Source organism: Enterobacter cloacae complex sp. P16RS2, assembly GCF_014982155.1.
In the GTDB taxonomy this organism is placed as follows: domain Bacteria; phylum Pseudomonadota; class Gammaproteobacteria; order Enterobacterales; family Enterobacteriaceae; genus Enterobacter; species Enterobacter cloacae_M.
Map to the genome: position 1 here is coordinate 23,680 of NZ_JADCKW010000032.1, position 15,721 is coordinate 39,400.

Genomic DNA, 15,721 nt, shown 5'->3' on the forward strand with positions numbered 1-15,721 from the left:
TATGTAAACACCGGAGACCCAACCATGAAAAAGATTCTCGTATCATTTGTTGCCATTATGGCTGTCGCTTCATCCGCCATGGCTGCAGAGACAATGAACATGCATGACCAGGTAAATAATGCACAGGCTCCTGCCCATCAGATGCAGTCATCTGCTGAAAAAAGCGCAGTTCAGGGAGACAGCATGACAATGATGGATATGAGCGGTCACGATCAGTCCGCAATGTCCCATGACATGATGCAAAACGGCAATTCTGCTGCCCATCAGGACATGGCTGAAATGCATAAAAAAATGATGAAATCCAAGCCAGCAGCTTCTAACGAAACAGCAAAATCATTTTCCCAAATGAACGAGCATGAGAAAGCCGCTGTTATGCATGAGAAGGCGAATAATGGTCAATCTTCCGTTATTCATCAGCAGCAGGCTGAAAAGCATCGCAGCCAGATCACCCAGAATTAACCCGCAGCTCCACTTGTTAGACCCTCATTTGACGCAGAAGTCACTGGCTTACGCTCCCGTCCGGGAGCGTTTTTTTTCTCATATATCAAACTTTAACTCTGAAGAAGTGGAAGTATCTGACCAATACTGTCACGTAACTCCGGATAACTAGGGGTCAGTTTGGATATCGAAAATTATTGTACGTTAAGGTCGTTTTTTGACCTTCCTACTTTAGCTGGCCGCAGCCGACGAAACTTACCTGAAGCCGGTAACCACTTTTAGTTACTGGCGTCCTGATGAAGCCCGCTGTGTTCCAAAAGCGGACATTACAAAACTGATAGTATTACAGTCCAGACTAAATCCGAAACAGGCTATTGAAATCAGATCCACAGTGCGGATACATTACGCATGTTGTTACTTTGTATCGTCAGGATGCCGTTGATTGTGTTTATTCGCCGTGAAGTCATTTCCAGAATCGTGCTTATCATCATGGCTGTTGCCGTGCTGAGCAGTTCGTTTATGGCAAAACCACAGGCTGCATACAGCGTTCAGGAAACAACGTCCATCAGTGACCATCAACACGACAGCGATGAACCACTGAATGAGCACGATCCGTTGCTGTTTCATTCCCACGGCAGCGTGCATCACCTCAATGCCGATCATTCCCACGATCTGAATAAACTCTTTGCTCTGCCTACTCTTCACACCTAGAATCCAGGTATGCGGGCGATATATGCGTTGAGCTCAGAACAAATATTGAAAATGCCTCAGGCCACCCCCGAACGCCCTCCGAGAATCCTGCCTGCGTAATAACTTCTGTTAATTCGTTATTATTCAAAATGTAAGGATTTTTATGAATACCAGCCTTGATACACAGGGCCGGTTGAGCGCTGGCCTGCTTTCAGCTCAGGCGCGTTCGGCTTGTCTGTTTTTCCTGTTGTTACTGCTTTTCTACAGCCAGGGCGCGTATGCGCACGGCGTGGCGGAAGGCGACAAAGGGTACATCCAGGAAATCACCGGGATTAACATCATCCCGTTTATCTACCTTGGCGCGAAGCACATGGTGACCGGTTACGATCATCTGCTGTTTCTGTTCGGGGTGATTTTCTTTCTCTACAAAATGCGCGATATCGGCCTGTACGTCAGCCTGTTCGCTATCGGTCACTCGACGACGCTGCTCATCGGCACGTTCTTTGATATCAGCGTCAGTGCTTACATCATTGACGCCATTATCGGGCTGTCCGTGGTCTACAAAGCGCTTGATAACCTTGGAGCATTCCAGCGCTGGTTTGGCTTTCAGCCCAACACGAAGCTTGCGACGCTTATCTTCGGGTTCTTCCACGGTTTTGGTCTGGCGACCAAAATCAAAGAATTTGAAATTTCTCCCGATGGCCTGTTTGTCAACCTGATTGCCTTCAACATTGGCGTTGAGATCGGCCAGCTGCTCGCGCTGAGCGCCATCCTGATCATTATGAGCTACTGGCGGCAAACGGCGAGCTTTTTCCGCCACGCTTATGCCGCCAATGTAGGGATGATGAGCGCAGGATTCCTGTTAATGAGTTACCAGCTTTGTGGCTACATTTTAGCCTGAAGGAGAAAAGACAATGTACAACACTGATTTACCAACACGCGCAGAATTACCTTCTGCCATCAAACTGATGCAGTCCACTATTCTCGCCGCCATCGTCGCGCTGACACTACTGATCACCATCGTCATGCCTTCGGAATATGGCATTGATCCTACCGGCGTGGGTCGTCTACTGGGGCTAAAGCAGATGGGAGAAATCAAAACGCAGCTTGCCGAAGAGGCTGATGCCGATAATCAGGCCAGCGCTATTCAGCAAGCACAGCTGGGTACACCGGTTAATGAGCGACCGATCCCGAATAATCCTCCGGCAATCACGCAGAGCAGCTACCCGGAGCGGAGCGTTCCGGCGACCACGCCCGCCCCGGTAGAGCCAGCGGCTGGTTCGCAGCGTCATCAGATGCTCATCACCCTTGAGCCTAACGAAGCTGCTGAAGTTAAACTGGAAATGCGTAAAGATGCCCGCGTGACCTATCAGTGGACCAGCTCCGGCCCCGTCAACGTGGATGCACACGGCGATCCGCTCAGCGCACCGAAAGGCTTCTACCATGGCTACGGTAAGGCCCGGCAGATCACCGCCAAAGACGGCGTTTTGCAGGCCGCGTTCGATGGCAAACATGGCTGGTTCTGGCGAAATCGCGGGTCTGAGACCATCACGATCCAGCTTGATACCAACGGCGACTACCTGAACATCAAACGGGTAATCTGATAAGTCAGGGGCAGGACAACCTGCCCCTTTTCACGCTGCCGTCAGCCCGGTCAGGCGTAATATCAGCCCGGCAAGAGCCGCCAGGGCAATAACGTGCGTGACTTTCCATTTTAATCTGAAAAGCGCAAACGCAGCGGCGACGGCAATCAGAGCGGCAGGGATATCGATCCCTCCCTTTGCGCCTTCTGGCCATACGGTATGCCAGATAAAAAACAGCCCCAGATTAACAATGACGCCCACTACGGCCGCCGTAATGGCGGTTAACGGTGCCGTGAAACCCGTCTTGTTGTGGGTCGTTTCGATAAACGGCCCGCCTGCCAGCACGAAAATGAAGGACGGGAGAAAGGTAAACCAGGTCACCAGGCAGGCGGCAACGGCTCCGCCGACAAACAGCATATCCGCGCCAAAAACGGCATGGGTATACCCGCCGACAAATCCGACAAAAGTCACCACCATAATCAGCGGGCCGGGCGTGGTTTCTCCCAGCGCCAGACCGTCCATCATCTGCCCGGCAGTCAGCCAGCCAAAATGGGCGACCGCCCCCTGATAAACGTATGGCAGGACGGCGTAGGCTCCACCGAAGGTAAGGAGCGCAGCCTTGGTAAAGAACCAGCCCATCTGCGTCACCGGATGCGCCCAGCCCAGCCCCAGCGTCAGCACCGTCATGGGAATAAGCCAGAGCAGTGCGCCCACCGCCACAATCCTTAACAGTTTCGCCCAACTGAACAGGGCATGCGCCGGTATGGGCGTATGATCGTCAATCACCGCAGCAGCACCGGCGGCTTTCTCCTGTTTGTTATGCCCGCTACCGCTGTGAAATTTTTCCGGCGCGATGCGTCCACCGATAAAGCCAGTTATCGCTGCCGAAATAACGATGACAGGGAAGGGAACGTTCAGGGCGAAAACGGCCACAAATGCCGCAGCAGCTATAGCCCAATGGGCACCGTGTTTCAGCGCACGGGAGCCGATGCGATGCGCCGCCTGCAGCACGATTGCCGCAACGGCGGGTTTAATACCGTAAAAGATACCGGCAATAACGGCGACATCTCCCCAGGCGATATAGATCCACGACAACGCGATAAGAATAAAAAGCGAAGGAAGGATAAATAACAGCCCGGCTATCACGCCGCCCCACGTTCTGTGCATCAGCCAGCCGATGTAGGTCGCAAGCTGCTGCGCTTCCGGACCGGGCAGCACCATACAGAAGTTGAGTGCGTGAAGGAAACGGGACTCGGATATCCAGCGCCGGTTCTCGACCAGCTCCTGGTGCATGATAGCTATCTGTCCGGCGGGCCCGCCAAAGCTGATAAACCCCAGCTTGAGCCAGAACCAGAATGCCTCCTTCAGGGGGAGCGGCGAGGGCTTATCGTTTTCCTCTGCCAGCGTCAGCGACTCCGTTTTGTTCATCATGGCCGGACCTCATTTCAAACGTCGTTAACAGACCATCAAACAGCGAACAGGCCGCTGTGAGTAATGTGTCATCATCCGTAATGCTTTCACGCAATCCTGCCAGTACACTTTCAACGCCAGCCGCTTCGGGGGGCTGAATCCCGCCTACATCAAGGTAATGTACCAGCATTGCCAGACCATTCAGGGCATCCCTCGTCAGCCCGAAGCGGACCATCAGTACTTCAAAGGTCACGCGATTGTCGATGTGGCTGAAGGTCGCCCCATCAAAATCAAACCCCACAGCCTCTGCCGGACAATCGTTGCCATCTTCAAGCCAGAGAAACTGCGCGTCAGGATCGATAAAACGCCGTATAAGCCAGGCGCTGGCAAGCCTGTCAATCCAGGGTCTGCGACGGGTTGCCCAGATCCTGTTGTGGAAATCCTCAGGTATCAGTTGTGTCAGTTCGCCGCTGACGGCGTGGGGCTCGCCGGGAGAGATGAACCTGTTAATGCCTGCTTCCAGTTCCGTCAGGCTAAAGACGGCCTGCGCCCGCGCTTCACCAGGAAAGAAATCAATCGCCACAATCCGATCCAGCTCGCGGCGAAGTTTTCTCACCACCTTCAACTGGCTGACGGCGGTTTCCTCATCCAGGTCGTTTTTACACACCTGTAGCCTTTCCAGCAGGGCCATGTACTGCTGAGAGCGATCAAATAACGGACGGATTTCCTCTTCTTCGGGCGTTTCAGCGTTAAAAACAAAGGCAGCGCCCCCCTCATCCCGGATTTCACGACTTATATCGTAAAAGATCTCATGCTCTTGTTGCGCTTCAGGCAACAGATAGACGCCGTCGCGCAGCATGGCGGCACCGGTGTTTTTTAATGCCCGCCAGACACGCATACGCAATGTGGCCTGCTGAGTGGGCAGTGTCAGGATAAGAATAAGTAGTTTCACGATGTAGAGATTAATACATCATGTAGACTTTGCTACTCATGATTTTTTATATGCATATAACAATGGGGGAGCATCCAAAAAGAGAGCCACTAAAATGTAATACCGCTTGCCAGGCACTCCGCCATTCTCTACTCTTTCCACATCCCCCCCGGGGGGATGTGGAAAGCCAGGAGAGTTTCTCATGCTAAGCATTCTTTCTGATCGTACATACCGCCACCTGTTTATGGCGCAAATAATTGCCCTTATCGGTACCGGTCTGGCGACCGTTGCACTGGGCCTGCTGGCCTATGATCTGGCGGGCGACATGGCTGGGGCCGTTCTGGGAACGGCGCTGGCGATTAAAATGAGTGCTTATATTCTGGTCGCCCCGGTTGCCGCCGCCTTCGCTGATAAATTTCCCCGCCGCACGATGCTGGTTACGTTGGATCTGGTGCGGGCTATGGTGGCTTTTGCACTGCCTTTCGTGACCCAAATCTGGGAAATTTATATCCTCATTTTCATTCTGCAATCGGCGTCAGCCGCGTTTACGCCAACGTTTCAGGCCACGATTCCGGATATCCTCCCGGACGAGCGTGACTATACCCGAGCGCTCTCGCTCTCCAGGCTGGCCTACGATCTTGAAAGCGTCATCAGCCCCATGCTGGCGGCCGCGCTGCTGACGGTGATGAGTTTCCACAACCTGTTCGCAGGCACCGCCGTCGGTTTTCTCGCTTCCGCCATTCTGGTTGTCTCCGTCACCTTGCCCAAAATGCAGGCGCTGACTGTTCATCGCACCATTTACGATAAAACCACACGCGGGATGCGAATCTTCCTGAAAACGCCAAGGCTGCGGGGGTTACTGGCGCTGAATATGGCCGTTGCCGCGGCAAGCGCGATGGTGATCGTCAACACCGTGGTTCTGGTGCAGGCCGACTTTGGTTTCTCACAGCGCTCCACCGCGATTGCGCTGGCGTTCTTTGGCGTGGGGTCGATGATATCGGCGCTGATACTTCCGCGTATTCTCGACAAAATGAGTGACCGGCTGCCAATGATGGTCGGAACCGGTTTACTGGTCGTTGGCCTTGGACTGGGTATTTTACTTAAGGATTATTTTACGCTGGTCGCGCTCTGGGCTTTGCTGGGCGTTGGCTACTCGCTTTCCCAGACGCCATCCGGGCGTTTATTACGCCGCTCATCAACACCGGAAGACAGGCCTGCTCTGTTTGCCGCGCAGTTTGCCTTGTCACATTCCTGCTGGCTGGTTACCTATCCGCTGGCCGGATGGGTAGGGGCAACCTGGGGTACTCAGACCTCTTTTATTGCGCTTACCGCTGTTGCGGCGCTTTCGCTTTTAACCGCTGTGCTGATCTGGCGTCCGGAACACGAAGCCCGCTCTCAGTTGCACAGCCATCAGGATGCAGAAACGAAGGCAGAAACAGAGCATGAGCACAATTTCGTTATTGATGACGAACATCCTTCATGGCCGAAGAAGAAGTAGATACCAAACGTTTATTACATCAGGAGAGGATAAAAATGACTGCTCACGCCTCACACCCCGACATTATTAAAAGACTTAAACGTGCCGCAGGGCACCTGAAAAGCACCATCCAGATGCTTGAAGATGAAAAAGCCTGTCTGGATATTGCCCAGCAACTTTATGCTGTGGAAAAGGCGATAACAAACGCCAAGCGTACGCTCATTCATGACCATCTTGATCACTGCCTGGAGGACGCGCTTCATGCAGATCATGACGGGTCTGAAAGCACGCTGAACGAGTTCAAAGAGATCACCAAATATCTTTAAGGCAAGTGAAACATGACTGATTTTTCTGCACTGTTGCAGCAGGGCGTGGCTAACGCCTGGCTGTTCATTCCCAGCGCTATTTTACTGGGAGCACTCCACGGGCTCGAACCGGGTCATTCCAAAACGATGATGGCGGCTTTTATTGTGGCTGTCCGGGGAACCGTTAAACAGGCCGTTCTCCTCGGTCTGGCTGCCACCCTTTCCCACACTTCGGTTGTCTGGCTGATTGCTCTGGGTGGAATGTATATCAGCCGCCAGTTTACCGCTGAATCTGCAGAGCCCTGGTTCCAGTTGATTTCTGCGATCATTATCCTCGCTACTGCCGCATGGATGTTCTGGCGCACCTGGCGCGGCGAAAAGCTGTGGAAGATGGAGCAGGAACAGGAGCATTCACACGGCCACCATCACGATGAAACACGCGTCATCGATACCGGTCACGGCAGCGTTGAACTCTCTATCTTTGAGGATGGCCAGCCGCCTCACTGGCGTTTACGCACGCTCAGCGGCAAAAAATGGGACGCGCGGGATATTTCGTTGGTGACCAACCGTGGGGCGGGTACTTTTTCACAGGTATTCGACTTCACTGAAAAAGACGGTTTTATGGTATCAACTCTGCCGATCCCCGAACCGCACAGCTTCGATGTACGCTTAACCTTGGGTCATCGCGGCCATGTGCATGACTATGATGTAGCGTTTCATGAGCACGACCATGACCATGACCACTCAGCTCTGGAAGGTCTGGATGTACATTCTCAGGAATATCAGGATGCGCACGAAAAGGCACACGCGAACGATATCAAAAAGCGTTTTGCTAATCGAAAGGTCACAACCGGGCAGATAGTTCTGTTTGGCCTGACCGGCGGATTAATCCCTTGCCCTGCGGCCATTACCGTTCTGCTGCTCTGTATTCAGGTGAAAGAGTTTACGCTTGGTGCTGCACTGGTGCTGTGCTTCAGTATTGGATTAGCCATTACGCTGGTTTCAGTGGGGGCGGCAGCGGCGTTCAGCGTTCGTCAGGCAACCAGGCGCTGGAGTGGGTTTGACACGCTTGCAAGACGTGCCCCCTATTTTTCCAGCGTGCTGATAGCTCTTGTGGGTATATATATGGGCTATCACGGCATGACAGGCATTATGCAATAAATTGTAAAAAAGCCAGCTTCAGATAACTTTGTAAGTTGATCTGAACATTGAAAGTTTCAGGTCAACTGTTCTCAAGAAATTATGGTTCCCGGCATCCATTATAGGGTGTATGTCCGCTTCAAAATTTTCCGTTTTCCAAACAGAACCCTATTTAACCCCAGGAGGATCCTGGAAAGATCCTCCTGGGGCCTGGAGGTCAATTTTCAGCCTAAACGTACAATAATTTTCGATATCCAAACTGACCCCAACTACAAAAACACCTTTTTCCTCCTGTAAATTGCAGTTCCTGCAAGAACATCAAGGCATAATGTTGGAACAGCGTGTGATACACACTTAGCATCATGTTTTGTATGTGTTTTTTTTAAAGTGTACAACTTTAAAGTCTTTTTCAGGTTAAAGGATACAACTTTAATGTCTCTACACAGCAGAAGACAAGTGACATAAGAGCACAGCCACTCGTCACGCTTGGCTTTATGGGCTGACGGTGGTGACGTCCGTCACGGCCAGAATATTGCTCGCGGCCACGGTTCCCATCTTGATATATGACGCTGCGGTAACGCCGCCAATATGCGGTGAAATAACCACGTTTTCTACGGACTGCCAGAGGTGCGGCGCGGTCAGCGGCTCGTGGGGAAAGCTGTCCAGCGCCGCGCTGTGCAGCGTGCCATCCCGGAGCGCCGCCAGTAACGACTCACTGTGGATCAGTCCACCGCGTGCCGTATTGACCAGAATTGCGTTCCGCTTGCAGTGTGCGAGCGTTTCGCTATTGATCATCCCCCGATTCTCATCGGTCAGCGGACAGTGCAAAGAGATGACATCGGAACGGGAAAGAAGTCCGTTCAGCGTTTCTGCACGTTCGCACAGGGCAGGCATGGTCTTAGCATAGGGATCGTAAGCCAGCACCTTCATGCCAAAAGCGTGACCAATAGTCGCCACGCGCGAGCCGATAGCACCCAGCCCAATTAACCCTAGCGTTAAGCCCTCCAGTTCAATGGATTTATGCGTCGCCTTATCCCAGTGCCCGTCTCGCAGCCGCTTGTCCAGAGGCACCACCGACTTTGCGCAGGCGAGGATCAGCGCCCAGGTATGTTCAGCCACTGCCGCCGCGTTTGCGCCAGGCGCAGAGCGGACGGCGATGTTGCGCTCGGCCGCTGCCGTCTGGTCTATCACATCGATCCCGCTTCCGTGCTTGGAAATAACCTGCAGAGCCGGGGCGGCATCCATAACTTTCGCGGTGATCCTGCCGTAACGTACCAGGATTGCCACAGGATTGTGTCGTTTACACAGCGCGATCAGGTCATCTTCTGTGGGCTGGCGGCCCGCAAACACTACCTCAAAGCCCTGCAACATCACCATGGCCTGCTCCGCCAGGTCGCTACCGGTAACCAGTACTACGTCTTTGCACCCCATCACAGCGTCTCCCCGTCGCTCAACATACCTGCCTTACGAAGCGCGTCATCAAGCCAGTGTGGACGTAAATCGCCTTCACGGATGGCGGCAAGGCGCCGGGTCTCCATCTCCAGCTTTTCTTTTGCCAGAGCGATAACCTCCTGAACCTCATCTCGCGGGATAACGACCACGCCGTCGATATCCGCGACAACCAGATCCCCGGCCTGAACCGTCGCCCCGGCGACTGAAATGGGATGATTAACCCGGCCAGAGATTAACTTTGTCGGGCCGCAGGGGTTCAGACCGGCAGAAAAGACGGGGTAGTGACCTTTGCTCAGGGTATCGGCGTCACGCACGGCGCCATCAATAATAATGCCCGCAATGCCGCTCGCCTGAGCCTGAGTGGCCATGATTTCCCCAAGCAGCGCGCAGCTCAGGTCGCCTTTGCCATCGACGATCAGGACATCGCCGGGCTGCGCCACCGCCATCGCAGCATGAATCGCCAGATTATCACCCGGGCGGACTTCAACGGTGATGGCCGGACCCGCAACGGACATGTGTGGGGCCAGCGGTTTGATGCGGCCATGAAGCGTACCGCGGCGACCGGCCACGTCGGCCAGAATAGCTGCCTGATACTCGGCAGCCCGACGAACGTCCTCGGCAGAAACGCGCTCGAAATGGCGATTAATCGGTTTTTTTTCAGTAACGGACATAAATGCCTCCATATTGTTTTACTGAGTACAATGCAGGTGTACAGAACAAAACAACTATAGCGGTGTTGCTTTCCTTTTAGCCAGACTCGAGATGGCGTTTGTGATGTAAACACGAAGTGACTCACAAAATTTGAGGTACACTCACTGCCGGGCTAACAAGGAGATAATGATGGGGAATGAAGGCGTTGTAGCGGTTGAAAAAGCGCTGGCTTTACTGGATTGCTTCCGTCCTGGAGATGAGAGCCTGACGCTGACCGCGCTGGCACAGCTGTCGGGTTATCATAAAACCACGGTTTACCGCTTGATGAATTCTCTTGAACGGATGAATTACGTCGTCAGGCATGAAGACGGCAATTATGCGCTGGGCCCACGTCTGCTTTACCTCGGCAAGCTGTATGAACAATCTTTTCACCTTTCCCGGGTGGTTCAGCCAGAGCTTCAGGCCTTATCCCTGGCGTCTCAGGAGAGTGCCAGCTGGTATGTGCTGGAGGGAGGGCAGCGGCTTTGCCTGTTTCGCGCTGAAGCGTCGCATGGCCTGCGACACAGCAATCTTCCCGGCAGCCAGTTCCCGCTCGATAATTCGGCCATCAGTAAGGTATTGCGTCATTGGGGGCTCAATGAAAGCCTGCCGGAGGAAGACGCTGAACTCCCTTTCTACACGTCAGGCGCACGCGATCCCCATACCGCTGCGTTTGCGATGCCCGTCTTCGGCGTTCACGACAAGCTGGTTGCGGCCTTAGCCCTGACCGGCCCCATCTCACGGCTGACGGAAGATCGCCGTGAGAAGGAGATAGGTCAGTTGATGAAGGCGGCTGCAAGCCGTCTGTCGCAGAAAATGGGCGCCGGTAAGCCCTTCTGTCAGCAGTTCTTTGGTGAAACGAGCGACGCGGCGGAAGAAAATCTTTAAACGCAGAAGCGGGACAAATGTCCCGCTTCTGTCATCGTTAATGCGTAACCTGTTTTTCGTGTAGCTGAGCTCGGCGGGCCTGCCGCCCCATAATGAGCACCGCGATACCCCCGGCCACGCACAGCGCGGCCAGCGGAAGCATAGCCAGCGTGTAGCTGCCCGTCCGCTCATTGATAATGCCGTACGCGTTTACCATCACCGCCCCGCCTATCAGGTTTGCGATGGCGCCAATCGCGGCCAATCCCGCCGCCGCTGAGGTACTGCTCATCCAACCGGATGCCAGCGCCCAGAAAGGCCCTTTCATTGAATAAGCGCCTATCAGCATAATGCTGAGGATAGCGATCGTGGCAGACAGCGAGACGCTTACAAAGGCGGCGAACACACCGGCGGCAATCATGAACAGCGTGAGTGCAGTATGCCAGCGACGTTCGTTGGTACGATCGGAATTCCGTCCCCATACAATCATGAGAACAGATGCCAGACCGTAAGGAATAGCGTTAAGCAGACCTGTCTCAAGGTTATCGAGATGGAAGGATTTCAGCAGTTGAGGAGACCAGACGCTGATGGTGGTGCCCGCGGAAGATGCACCCGCGTAAATCAGCGCCATCAGCCAGATTTGGCGATGCTTCAGCAGCTGCCACGTCGTCTGGTGTCCGATACTCTTTTGCTGATTGCGCTCGGTTTCCAGCGTGGTTTCCAGCCACTGTTTCTGTTCGCTGCTGAGCCAGCTCGCCTGATGAGGGCGATCCCGGAGAATAAACCAGGCTGCAATACCCAGCAGCACCGCCGGCAAGCCTTCAATAATGAACAGCAGATGCCAGCCGCGAAGACCCAGCCAGCCATCCAGTGACAGTATCAGCCCGGAAAGCGGGGAGCCGATGAAGTTAGCGAGCGGGATGGCGACCATAAAGGACGCAATAATGCGTGCGCGGTAGCGGGACGGGATCCACCAGGTCAGATACAGCACGACGCCCGGGAAGAAGCCCGCCTCAGCAGCACCGAGAAGAAAACGGACGATATAGAGCGACGTGGTGTTCTGCACCAGGGACATACACATGGAAACGATGCCCCAGCTGATCATAATGCGCGGGATCCACAGCCGGGCGCCGACTTTCTGCATGGCCAGGTTGCTGGGCACCTCAAACAAAAAATAGGCCACGAAGTAAAGGCTGCTGGCGAAGCCAAACGCCGCTTTGCTGAGGCCAAGGTCCTCATTCATCTGCAGCGAAGCCATGCCGATATTCCCGCGATCGATAATGGAGACCAGGTAACTGACAATCAGAAACGGGAGAATACGCCAGATCACCTTCCGCATCGTCTCTCTTTCTATGTCCTCGGTGGCGGTAGCGCCGTTACGTAAATGTTCTGTCATTGTGTCCTCGCAGGGTTTGTTCTTTGTTTTATTAGGTACAACTCAGTTTTATTAAACAAAACCACTATAGCGACGGCGCGTTATTTTTATCCAGTTAATGGAAGGTTTAAATGATGTAAATAAGAGGTGACTCACAGATAGTGCGCTTCAAATATATCGCTCACAGCAGTCGAACCAGCCGCAAAGAGATCACGCTGCAAGGGAGATAATCACGCAACGCAATTATTGCACCAACTTTTCCTCTCCATTCAACTAAGCTTCGACCAGGTGCCCCGCCGCATTAGCGGGGCCATATTTCTTTTGGTCGAGCACGCATCATGCAGCTACTCAGTATTATTATTTTGCTTACCCTAACCGTGGTGATCCATTCGCTGTGGATGTTTGGCGTTTTAAAATTCATCAAATTAGAAGTCGATTCGGCGGTACGCATTGTTTTACGCAATGTCGGTATCGTGATCTCCATGATCTTCGCCCACCTCCTTGAGGCCGGACTGTTTGCTGCGTTTTATTTTGTCATCGACGCGTTTAATGACTGGAACACCAGCTTCTATTTTTCACTGGTCAGCTACGCCACCGTGGGATACGGCGACGTCACGTTACCCCAGCACTGGCGGCTCATCGGCGGTGTGGAAGGGCTGGTGGGCGCGTTGATGGTGGGCTGGTCCGTGGCGGTTCTGGTGGCGGTGCTGCAGCGTTTGCGCGGCATGAGCGTCTAAACGGCAGATGCGCGATCCCCGCCGGGTAAGGTAAAGTACTCCTCCTTGCGCGGCCCGAAGGCCGCGAATTTGAGGGCGAAGAGGCTGATTAACGGCCCGCCCTTTTCTGTTCCTGGTTTACGCCAGTTTGCATGGTGTTGTGTTTTGTCTGCCAAAAGGGTTTTGTATGTCTGTTGCTCATCTCGGTTTCCCGACGGAAACCGTTGTTGTCTTTGTGGTGATGGCCGTTGGGGCGATGTTTATCGACCTCTTTATGCACCGTCACGATAAACCCGTCTCGCTGAAAAGCGCGGCGATGTGGTCCATTTTCTGGGTCATGATGGCGATGGCCTTCGCCGGATTCCTGTATGTTCACCACGGTGCCGAGATGGCGAGCCTGTTCCTCACCGGCTATGCGCTGGAAGAGGTGCTCTCCGTCGATAACCTGTTCGTGATGATGGCGATCTTCGCCTGGTTCGGCGTACCGGATAAGTACCGTCACCGCGTGCTCTACTGGGGCGTGCTGGGGGCGATTGTCTTCCGCGGCATCTTTGTGGCTATCGGCACCAGCCTGTTAAGCCTGGGGCCGTACGTTGAGGTGATCTTCGCGCTGGTCGTCGGCTGGACGGCGGTGATGATGCTCAGACGCAATGAAGAGAGCGACGAAGTGGAGGATTACTCGGGTCATCTCGCCTATCGCCTGGTAAAACGCTTCTATCCGGTCTGGCCGAAAATCAGCAGCAACGCCTTTATTCTGACCCAGAAAGAGGTGGATGCGGAGCTGGAGAAGCCGGAAAACCAGGACGTGATGGTTGGCCGCGTGAAGAAGGCGAAGCGCTATGCGACGCCGCTGCTGCTTTGCGTGGCCGTCGTCGAGCTTTCTGACGTGATGTTCGCGTTTGACTCCGTGCCGGCCATTATTGCCGTGAGCCGCGAGCCGCTGATTATCTACAGCGCCATGATGTTCGCCATTCTCGGCCTGCGTACGCTTTACTTCGTGCTGGAAGCGCTGAAGCAGTATCTGGTGCACCTTGAGAAAGCCGTGGTGCTGCTGCTGTTCTTCGTGGCGTTCAAGCTGGGGTTAAATGCCACCGATCACTTCTGGCATCACGGTTACAGCATTGGCGCCACGGCCAGCCTGTTTGTGGTACTAGGCGTGCTGGCGCTGGGGATTATTGCGAGCGTGATGTTCCCGGGGAAACGTGAGGCCTGATGTACCGCCTTTCTCCCTCTCCCTGTGGGAGAGGGCCGGGGTGAGGGCACCGGACCGCACCTAACCCTTAATCGGTGAATTCCGGCGCTTGCGCGGGTGGTGGAAGTGCCGCCAGTGCGGATCCTGCGCCGCCGCCAGCAGTTCGTGGTCGCCGCGAGTGTCTCCCCAGGCGCGCAGGTGATAGGCGTTCAGATCGCCATACACTTTCTCCAGCCTTGCCACCTTCTGGGCGCAGCGGCAGTTATTGCCCGTGATGCGCCCCGTCAGCTTGCCGTCTTTCACTTCCAGCTGCGTGCCAATCAGCTTAATGCCGAGCTTATCAGCCCACGGCTGGAGCACCAGCGCCGGGGACGCGGAACAGATGGTCACTTCCGCACCGGAATTCACCTCAGCCGCCACCGCCAGAACCCCTTCGGGGCGCATCAGCTTGTTCCAGTATTTTTCGCAATAGGCTTCCGCCTGCTGGCGCAGCCAGTGTTCATCCACGCCCGTCAGGAAGGTTTTAATCAGCACTTCCTTCAGCTCATCGCGCGTCAGCTTGCGACGCACGCAGTGCAGCGTAGGCAGCGCCATGCGCACCAGGCGGCCCGCGAAGTAACGTTTGCCGAAGGCAAAACGCAGGAAAGGGATAAAGCTGTCGTGGTGCGTTAATGTCCCGTCAAAGTCAAAGACAGAGAGCACGCTGGATTTAGCCACCGTCTCGTCGGCAATCATATTGGTCATAAATACGTCTTAGCTGAAATACACATTCTGCGGATCAGTTTACCTGCTTTAGCTGGACAGTCCTTATATCACCACTCTTTTTTTCTCGATCTTGCGATCTCAAAGTGAGTCCATTTTTGGCCTCGATAACAATTGGTGAAAAAACGAGCTGTATATATTATCGCCACATCGCAAGATATTTAGGGGAACCATTGGCCCCCACAGGTAAGGAAAAACTCACTCACTACTTCTTTTTTGATATGACTCTTAGATCGCTTATTTCAATCCTCACGTTAAGTTTTGCTTCGTTTTCTGCGTTCAGCTTTCAACTTCCAGCGTCGATGTTATCGATGAACAGTGAACTGGCAGCATCACCGGCGAAATCTGCGCTGGTGCATCAGGAAACAGGCCCGCTGCGCTCGCGTATTCTCGATCAATACCAGAAGTGGAAAGGCACCCAGTACCGGTGGGGCGGAACCACGCATCGCGGGGTAGATTGCTCCGCGCTGGTGCAGCACCTGTTCAGCGATGCGGCGCATCTTAATTTGCCGCGCACGACGAGTGAACAGATCCATCGCGGCGTGCAGGTGGCGCAATACCGCCTGAAAGCCGGCGATCTGGTCTTCTTCCAGACGGGCCCAAACCGCAAGCACGTCGGCGTTTATATTGGCGAAAACCAGTTTATTCATGCCTCAACCAGTCAGGGCGTAACGGTTTCAACCCTGACGGATGATT

17 protein-coding genes are annotated in these 15,721 nt (G+C 54.0%); 11 read left to right on the forward strand and 6 right to left on the reverse strand.

Features of this window, described 5'->3' with window-relative positions:
• Positions 1 to 24: 24 nt before the first annotated feature.
• The 4 genes from pcoE (at position 25) to INF68_RS18755 (ending at position 2,732) form a co-directional block, all read left to right on the forward strand.
• A complete protein-coding gene (gene pcoE, locus INF68_RS18740; RefSeq protein WP_032653843.1) occupies positions 25 to 459 on the forward strand; it encodes a copper resistance system metallochaperone PcoE in 435 nt (144 codons plus the stop codon).
• Between the two features lie 387 nt (positions 460 to 846).
• Positions 847 to 1,149, forward strand: coding sequence for a hypothetical protein (locus tag INF68_RS18745; RefSeq protein WP_227412908.1), 303 nt, complete (start codon positions 847 to 849; stop codon positions 1,147 to 1,149).
• A 142-nt stretch (positions 1,150 to 1,291) separates the two neighbouring features.
• Positions 1,292 to 2,029 (forward strand): HupE/UreJ family protein, encoded by a 738-nt coding sequence (locus INF68_RS18750; RefSeq protein ID WP_032653839.1) that lies wholly within the window; start codon positions 1,292 to 1,294, stop codon positions 2,027 to 2,029.
• Positions 2,030 to 2,042: 13 nt separating this feature from the next.
• Positions 2,043 to 2,732, forward strand: coding sequence for a hypothetical protein (locus tag INF68_RS18755; protein WP_032653837.1), 690 nt, complete (start codon positions 2,043 to 2,045; stop codon positions 2,730 to 2,732).
• Positions 2,733 to 2,762: 30 nt separating this feature from the next.
• On the opposite strand, the gene chrA is transcribed toward INF68_RS18755, so the two are convergent.
• Together chrA and INF68_RS18765 are read right to left on the reverse strand one after the other, a co-directional pair.
• Positions 2,763 to 4,139: a chromate efflux transporter gene (gene chrA, locus INF68_RS18760; RefSeq protein ID WP_032655655.1), complete on the reverse strand. Its 1,377-nt coding sequence runs from the start codon at positions 4,137 to 4,139 to the stop codon at positions 2,763 to 2,765.
• Positions 4,096 to 5,073 (reverse strand): chromate resistance protein ChrB domain-containing protein, encoded by a 978-nt coding sequence (locus INF68_RS18765; protein WP_242672852.1) that lies wholly within the window; start codon positions 5,071 to 5,073, stop codon positions 4,096 to 4,098. Before INF68_RS18765 ends, chrA begins: the two co-directional genes overlap by 44 nt.
• Before the next feature lie 181 nt (positions 5,074 to 5,254).
• Here INF68_RS18765 and INF68_RS18770 point away from each other — a divergent pair, with 181 nt between their 5' ends.
• From INF68_RS18770 to INF68_RS18780, 3 genes are read left to right on the forward strand one after another with little or no spacing between them, the layout of a single operon-like run.
• Positions 5,255 to 6,550, forward strand: coding sequence for an MFS transporter (locus INF68_RS18770; RefSeq protein WP_032653831.1), 1,296 nt, complete (start codon positions 5,255 to 5,257; stop codon positions 6,548 to 6,550).
• A 35-nt stretch (positions 6,551 to 6,585) separates the two neighbouring features.
• Positions 6,586 to 6,855: a metal-sensing transcriptional repressor gene (locus INF68_RS18775; RefSeq protein ID WP_032653828.1), complete on the forward strand. Its 270-nt coding sequence runs from the start codon at positions 6,586 to 6,588 to the stop codon at positions 6,853 to 6,855.
• 12 nt (positions 6,856 to 6,867) lie between these two features.
• On the forward strand, positions 6,868 to 7,995 hold the full coding sequence (locus INF68_RS18780) for a nickel/cobalt efflux protein RcnA (protein ID WP_032653825.1): 1,128 nt from the start codon (positions 6,868 to 6,870) through the stop codon (positions 7,993 to 7,995).
• A 471-nt stretch (positions 7,996 to 8,466) separates the two neighbouring features.
• Here INF68_RS18780 and INF68_RS18785 read toward each other — a convergent pair whose 3' ends face one another.
• Together INF68_RS18785 and INF68_RS18790 are read right to left on the reverse strand one after the other, a co-directional pair.
• Positions 8,467 to 9,405 carry an NAD(P)-dependent oxidoreductase gene (locus INF68_RS18785; protein WP_126786762.1) on the reverse strand — a complete coding sequence of 313 codons (939 nt, stop codon included), beginning with the start codon at positions 9,403 to 9,405 and terminating at the stop codon, positions 8,467 to 8,469.
• Complete coding sequence (locus tag INF68_RS18790) at positions 9,405 to 10,097, reverse strand: RraA family protein (RefSeq protein ID WP_063441593.1); 693 nt, start codon at positions 10,095 to 10,097, stop codon at positions 9,405 to 9,407. Before INF68_RS18790 ends, INF68_RS18785 begins: the two co-directional genes overlap by 1 nt.
• 169 nt (positions 10,098 to 10,266) lie before the next feature.
• Between INF68_RS18790 and INF68_RS18795 the strand changes: the two genes are divergently transcribed.
• Positions 10,267 to 11,004: an IclR family transcriptional regulator gene (locus INF68_RS18795; protein WP_126786805.1), complete on the forward strand. Its 738-nt coding sequence runs from the start codon at positions 10,267 to 10,269 to the stop codon at positions 11,002 to 11,004.
• Between the two features lie 37 nt (positions 11,005 to 11,041).
• On the opposite strand, the gene INF68_RS18800 is transcribed toward INF68_RS18795, so the two are convergent.
• Positions 11,042 to 12,376, reverse strand: coding sequence for an MFS transporter (locus INF68_RS18800; RefSeq protein WP_126786763.1), 1,335 nt, complete (start codon positions 12,374 to 12,376; stop codon positions 11,042 to 11,044).
• A 317-nt stretch (positions 12,377 to 12,693) separates the two neighbouring features.
• Here INF68_RS18800 and INF68_RS18805 point away from each other — a divergent pair, with 317 nt between their 5' ends.
• Together INF68_RS18805 and INF68_RS18810 are read left to right on the forward strand one after the other, a co-directional pair.
• Positions 12,694 to 13,092: a potassium channel family protein gene (locus tag INF68_RS18805; protein ID WP_029740243.1), complete on the forward strand. Its 399-nt coding sequence runs from the start codon at positions 12,694 to 12,696 to the stop codon at positions 13,090 to 13,092.
• 166 nt (positions 13,093 to 13,258) lie between these two features.
• Positions 13,259 to 14,284, forward strand: coding sequence for a TerC/Alx family metal homeostasis membrane protein (locus tag INF68_RS18810; protein WP_126786764.1), 1,026 nt, complete (start codon positions 13,259 to 13,261; stop codon positions 14,282 to 14,284).
• Between the two features lie 60 nt (positions 14,285 to 14,344).
• Here the strand turns inward: INF68_RS18810 and INF68_RS18815 are convergent, their stop codons facing one another.
• Complete coding sequence (locus INF68_RS18815; protein WP_109846183.1) at positions 14,345 to 15,007, reverse strand: HAD family hydrolase; 663 nt, start codon at positions 15,005 to 15,007, stop codon at positions 14,345 to 14,347.
• A 239-nt stretch (positions 15,008 to 15,246) separates the two neighbouring features.
• Between INF68_RS18815 and INF68_RS18820 the strand changes: the two genes are divergently transcribed.
• Positions 15,247 to 15,721, forward strand: a 475-nt coding sequence (locus INF68_RS18820; RefSeq protein ID WP_193525390.1) for an NlpC/P60 family protein, incomplete at its 3' end; no start/stop codon positions are given.

Bases quoted from the DNA above. Each gene is read 5' to 3' on its own strand.
- pcoE (WP_032653843.1), top strand. From the start codon at position 25: ATGAAAAAGATTCTCGTATCATTTGTTGCCATTATGGCTGTCGCTTCA.
- INF68_RS18745 (WP_227412908.1), top strand. From the start codon at position 847: ATGTTGTTACTTTGTATCGTCAGGATGCCGTTGATTGTGTTTATTCGC.
- INF68_RS18750 (WP_032653839.1), top strand. From the start codon at position 1,292: ATGAATACCAGCCTTGATACACAGGGCCGGTTGAGCGCTGGCCTGCTT.
- INF68_RS18755 (WP_032653837.1), top strand. From the start codon at position 2,043: ATGTACAACACTGATTTACCAACACGCGCAGAATTACCTTCTGCCATC.
- chrA (WP_032655655.1), bottom strand. From the start codon at position 4,139: ATGAACAAAACGGAGTCGCTGACGCTGGCAGAGGAAAACGATAAGCCC.
- INF68_RS18770 (WP_032653831.1), top strand. From the start codon at position 5,255: ATGCTAAGCATTCTTTCTGATCGTACATACCGCCACCTGTTTATGGCG.
- INF68_RS18775 (WP_032653828.1), top strand. From the start codon at position 6,586: ATGACTGCTCACGCCTCACACCCCGACATTATTAAAAGACTTAAACGT.
- INF68_RS18780 (WP_032653825.1), top strand. From the start codon at position 6,868: ATGACTGATTTTTCTGCACTGTTGCAGCAGGGCGTGGCTAACGCCTGG.
- INF68_RS18785 (WP_126786762.1), bottom strand. From the start codon at position 9,405: ATGGGGTGCAAAGACGTAGTACTGGTTACCGGTAGCGACCTGGCGGAG.
- INF68_RS18790 (WP_063441593.1), bottom strand. From the start codon at position 10,097: ATGTCCGTTACTGAAAAAAAACCGATTAATCGCCATTTCGAGCGCGTT.
- INF68_RS18795 (WP_126786805.1), top strand. From the start codon at position 10,267: ATGGGGAATGAAGGCGTTGTAGCGGTTGAAAAAGCGCTGGCTTTACTG.
- INF68_RS18800 (WP_126786763.1), bottom strand. From the start codon at position 12,376: ATGACAGAACATTTACGTAACGGCGCTACCGCCACCGAGGACATAGAA.
- INF68_RS18805 (WP_029740243.1), top strand. From the start codon at position 12,694: ATGCAGCTACTCAGTATTATTATTTTGCTTACCCTAACCGTGGTGATC.
- INF68_RS18810 (WP_126786764.1), top strand. From the start codon at position 13,259: ATGTCTGTTGCTCATCTCGGTTTCCCGACGGAAACCGTTGTTGTCTTT.
- INF68_RS18815 (WP_109846183.1), bottom strand. From the start codon at position 15,007: ATGACCAATATGATTGCCGACGAGACGGTGGCTAAATCCAGCGTGCTC.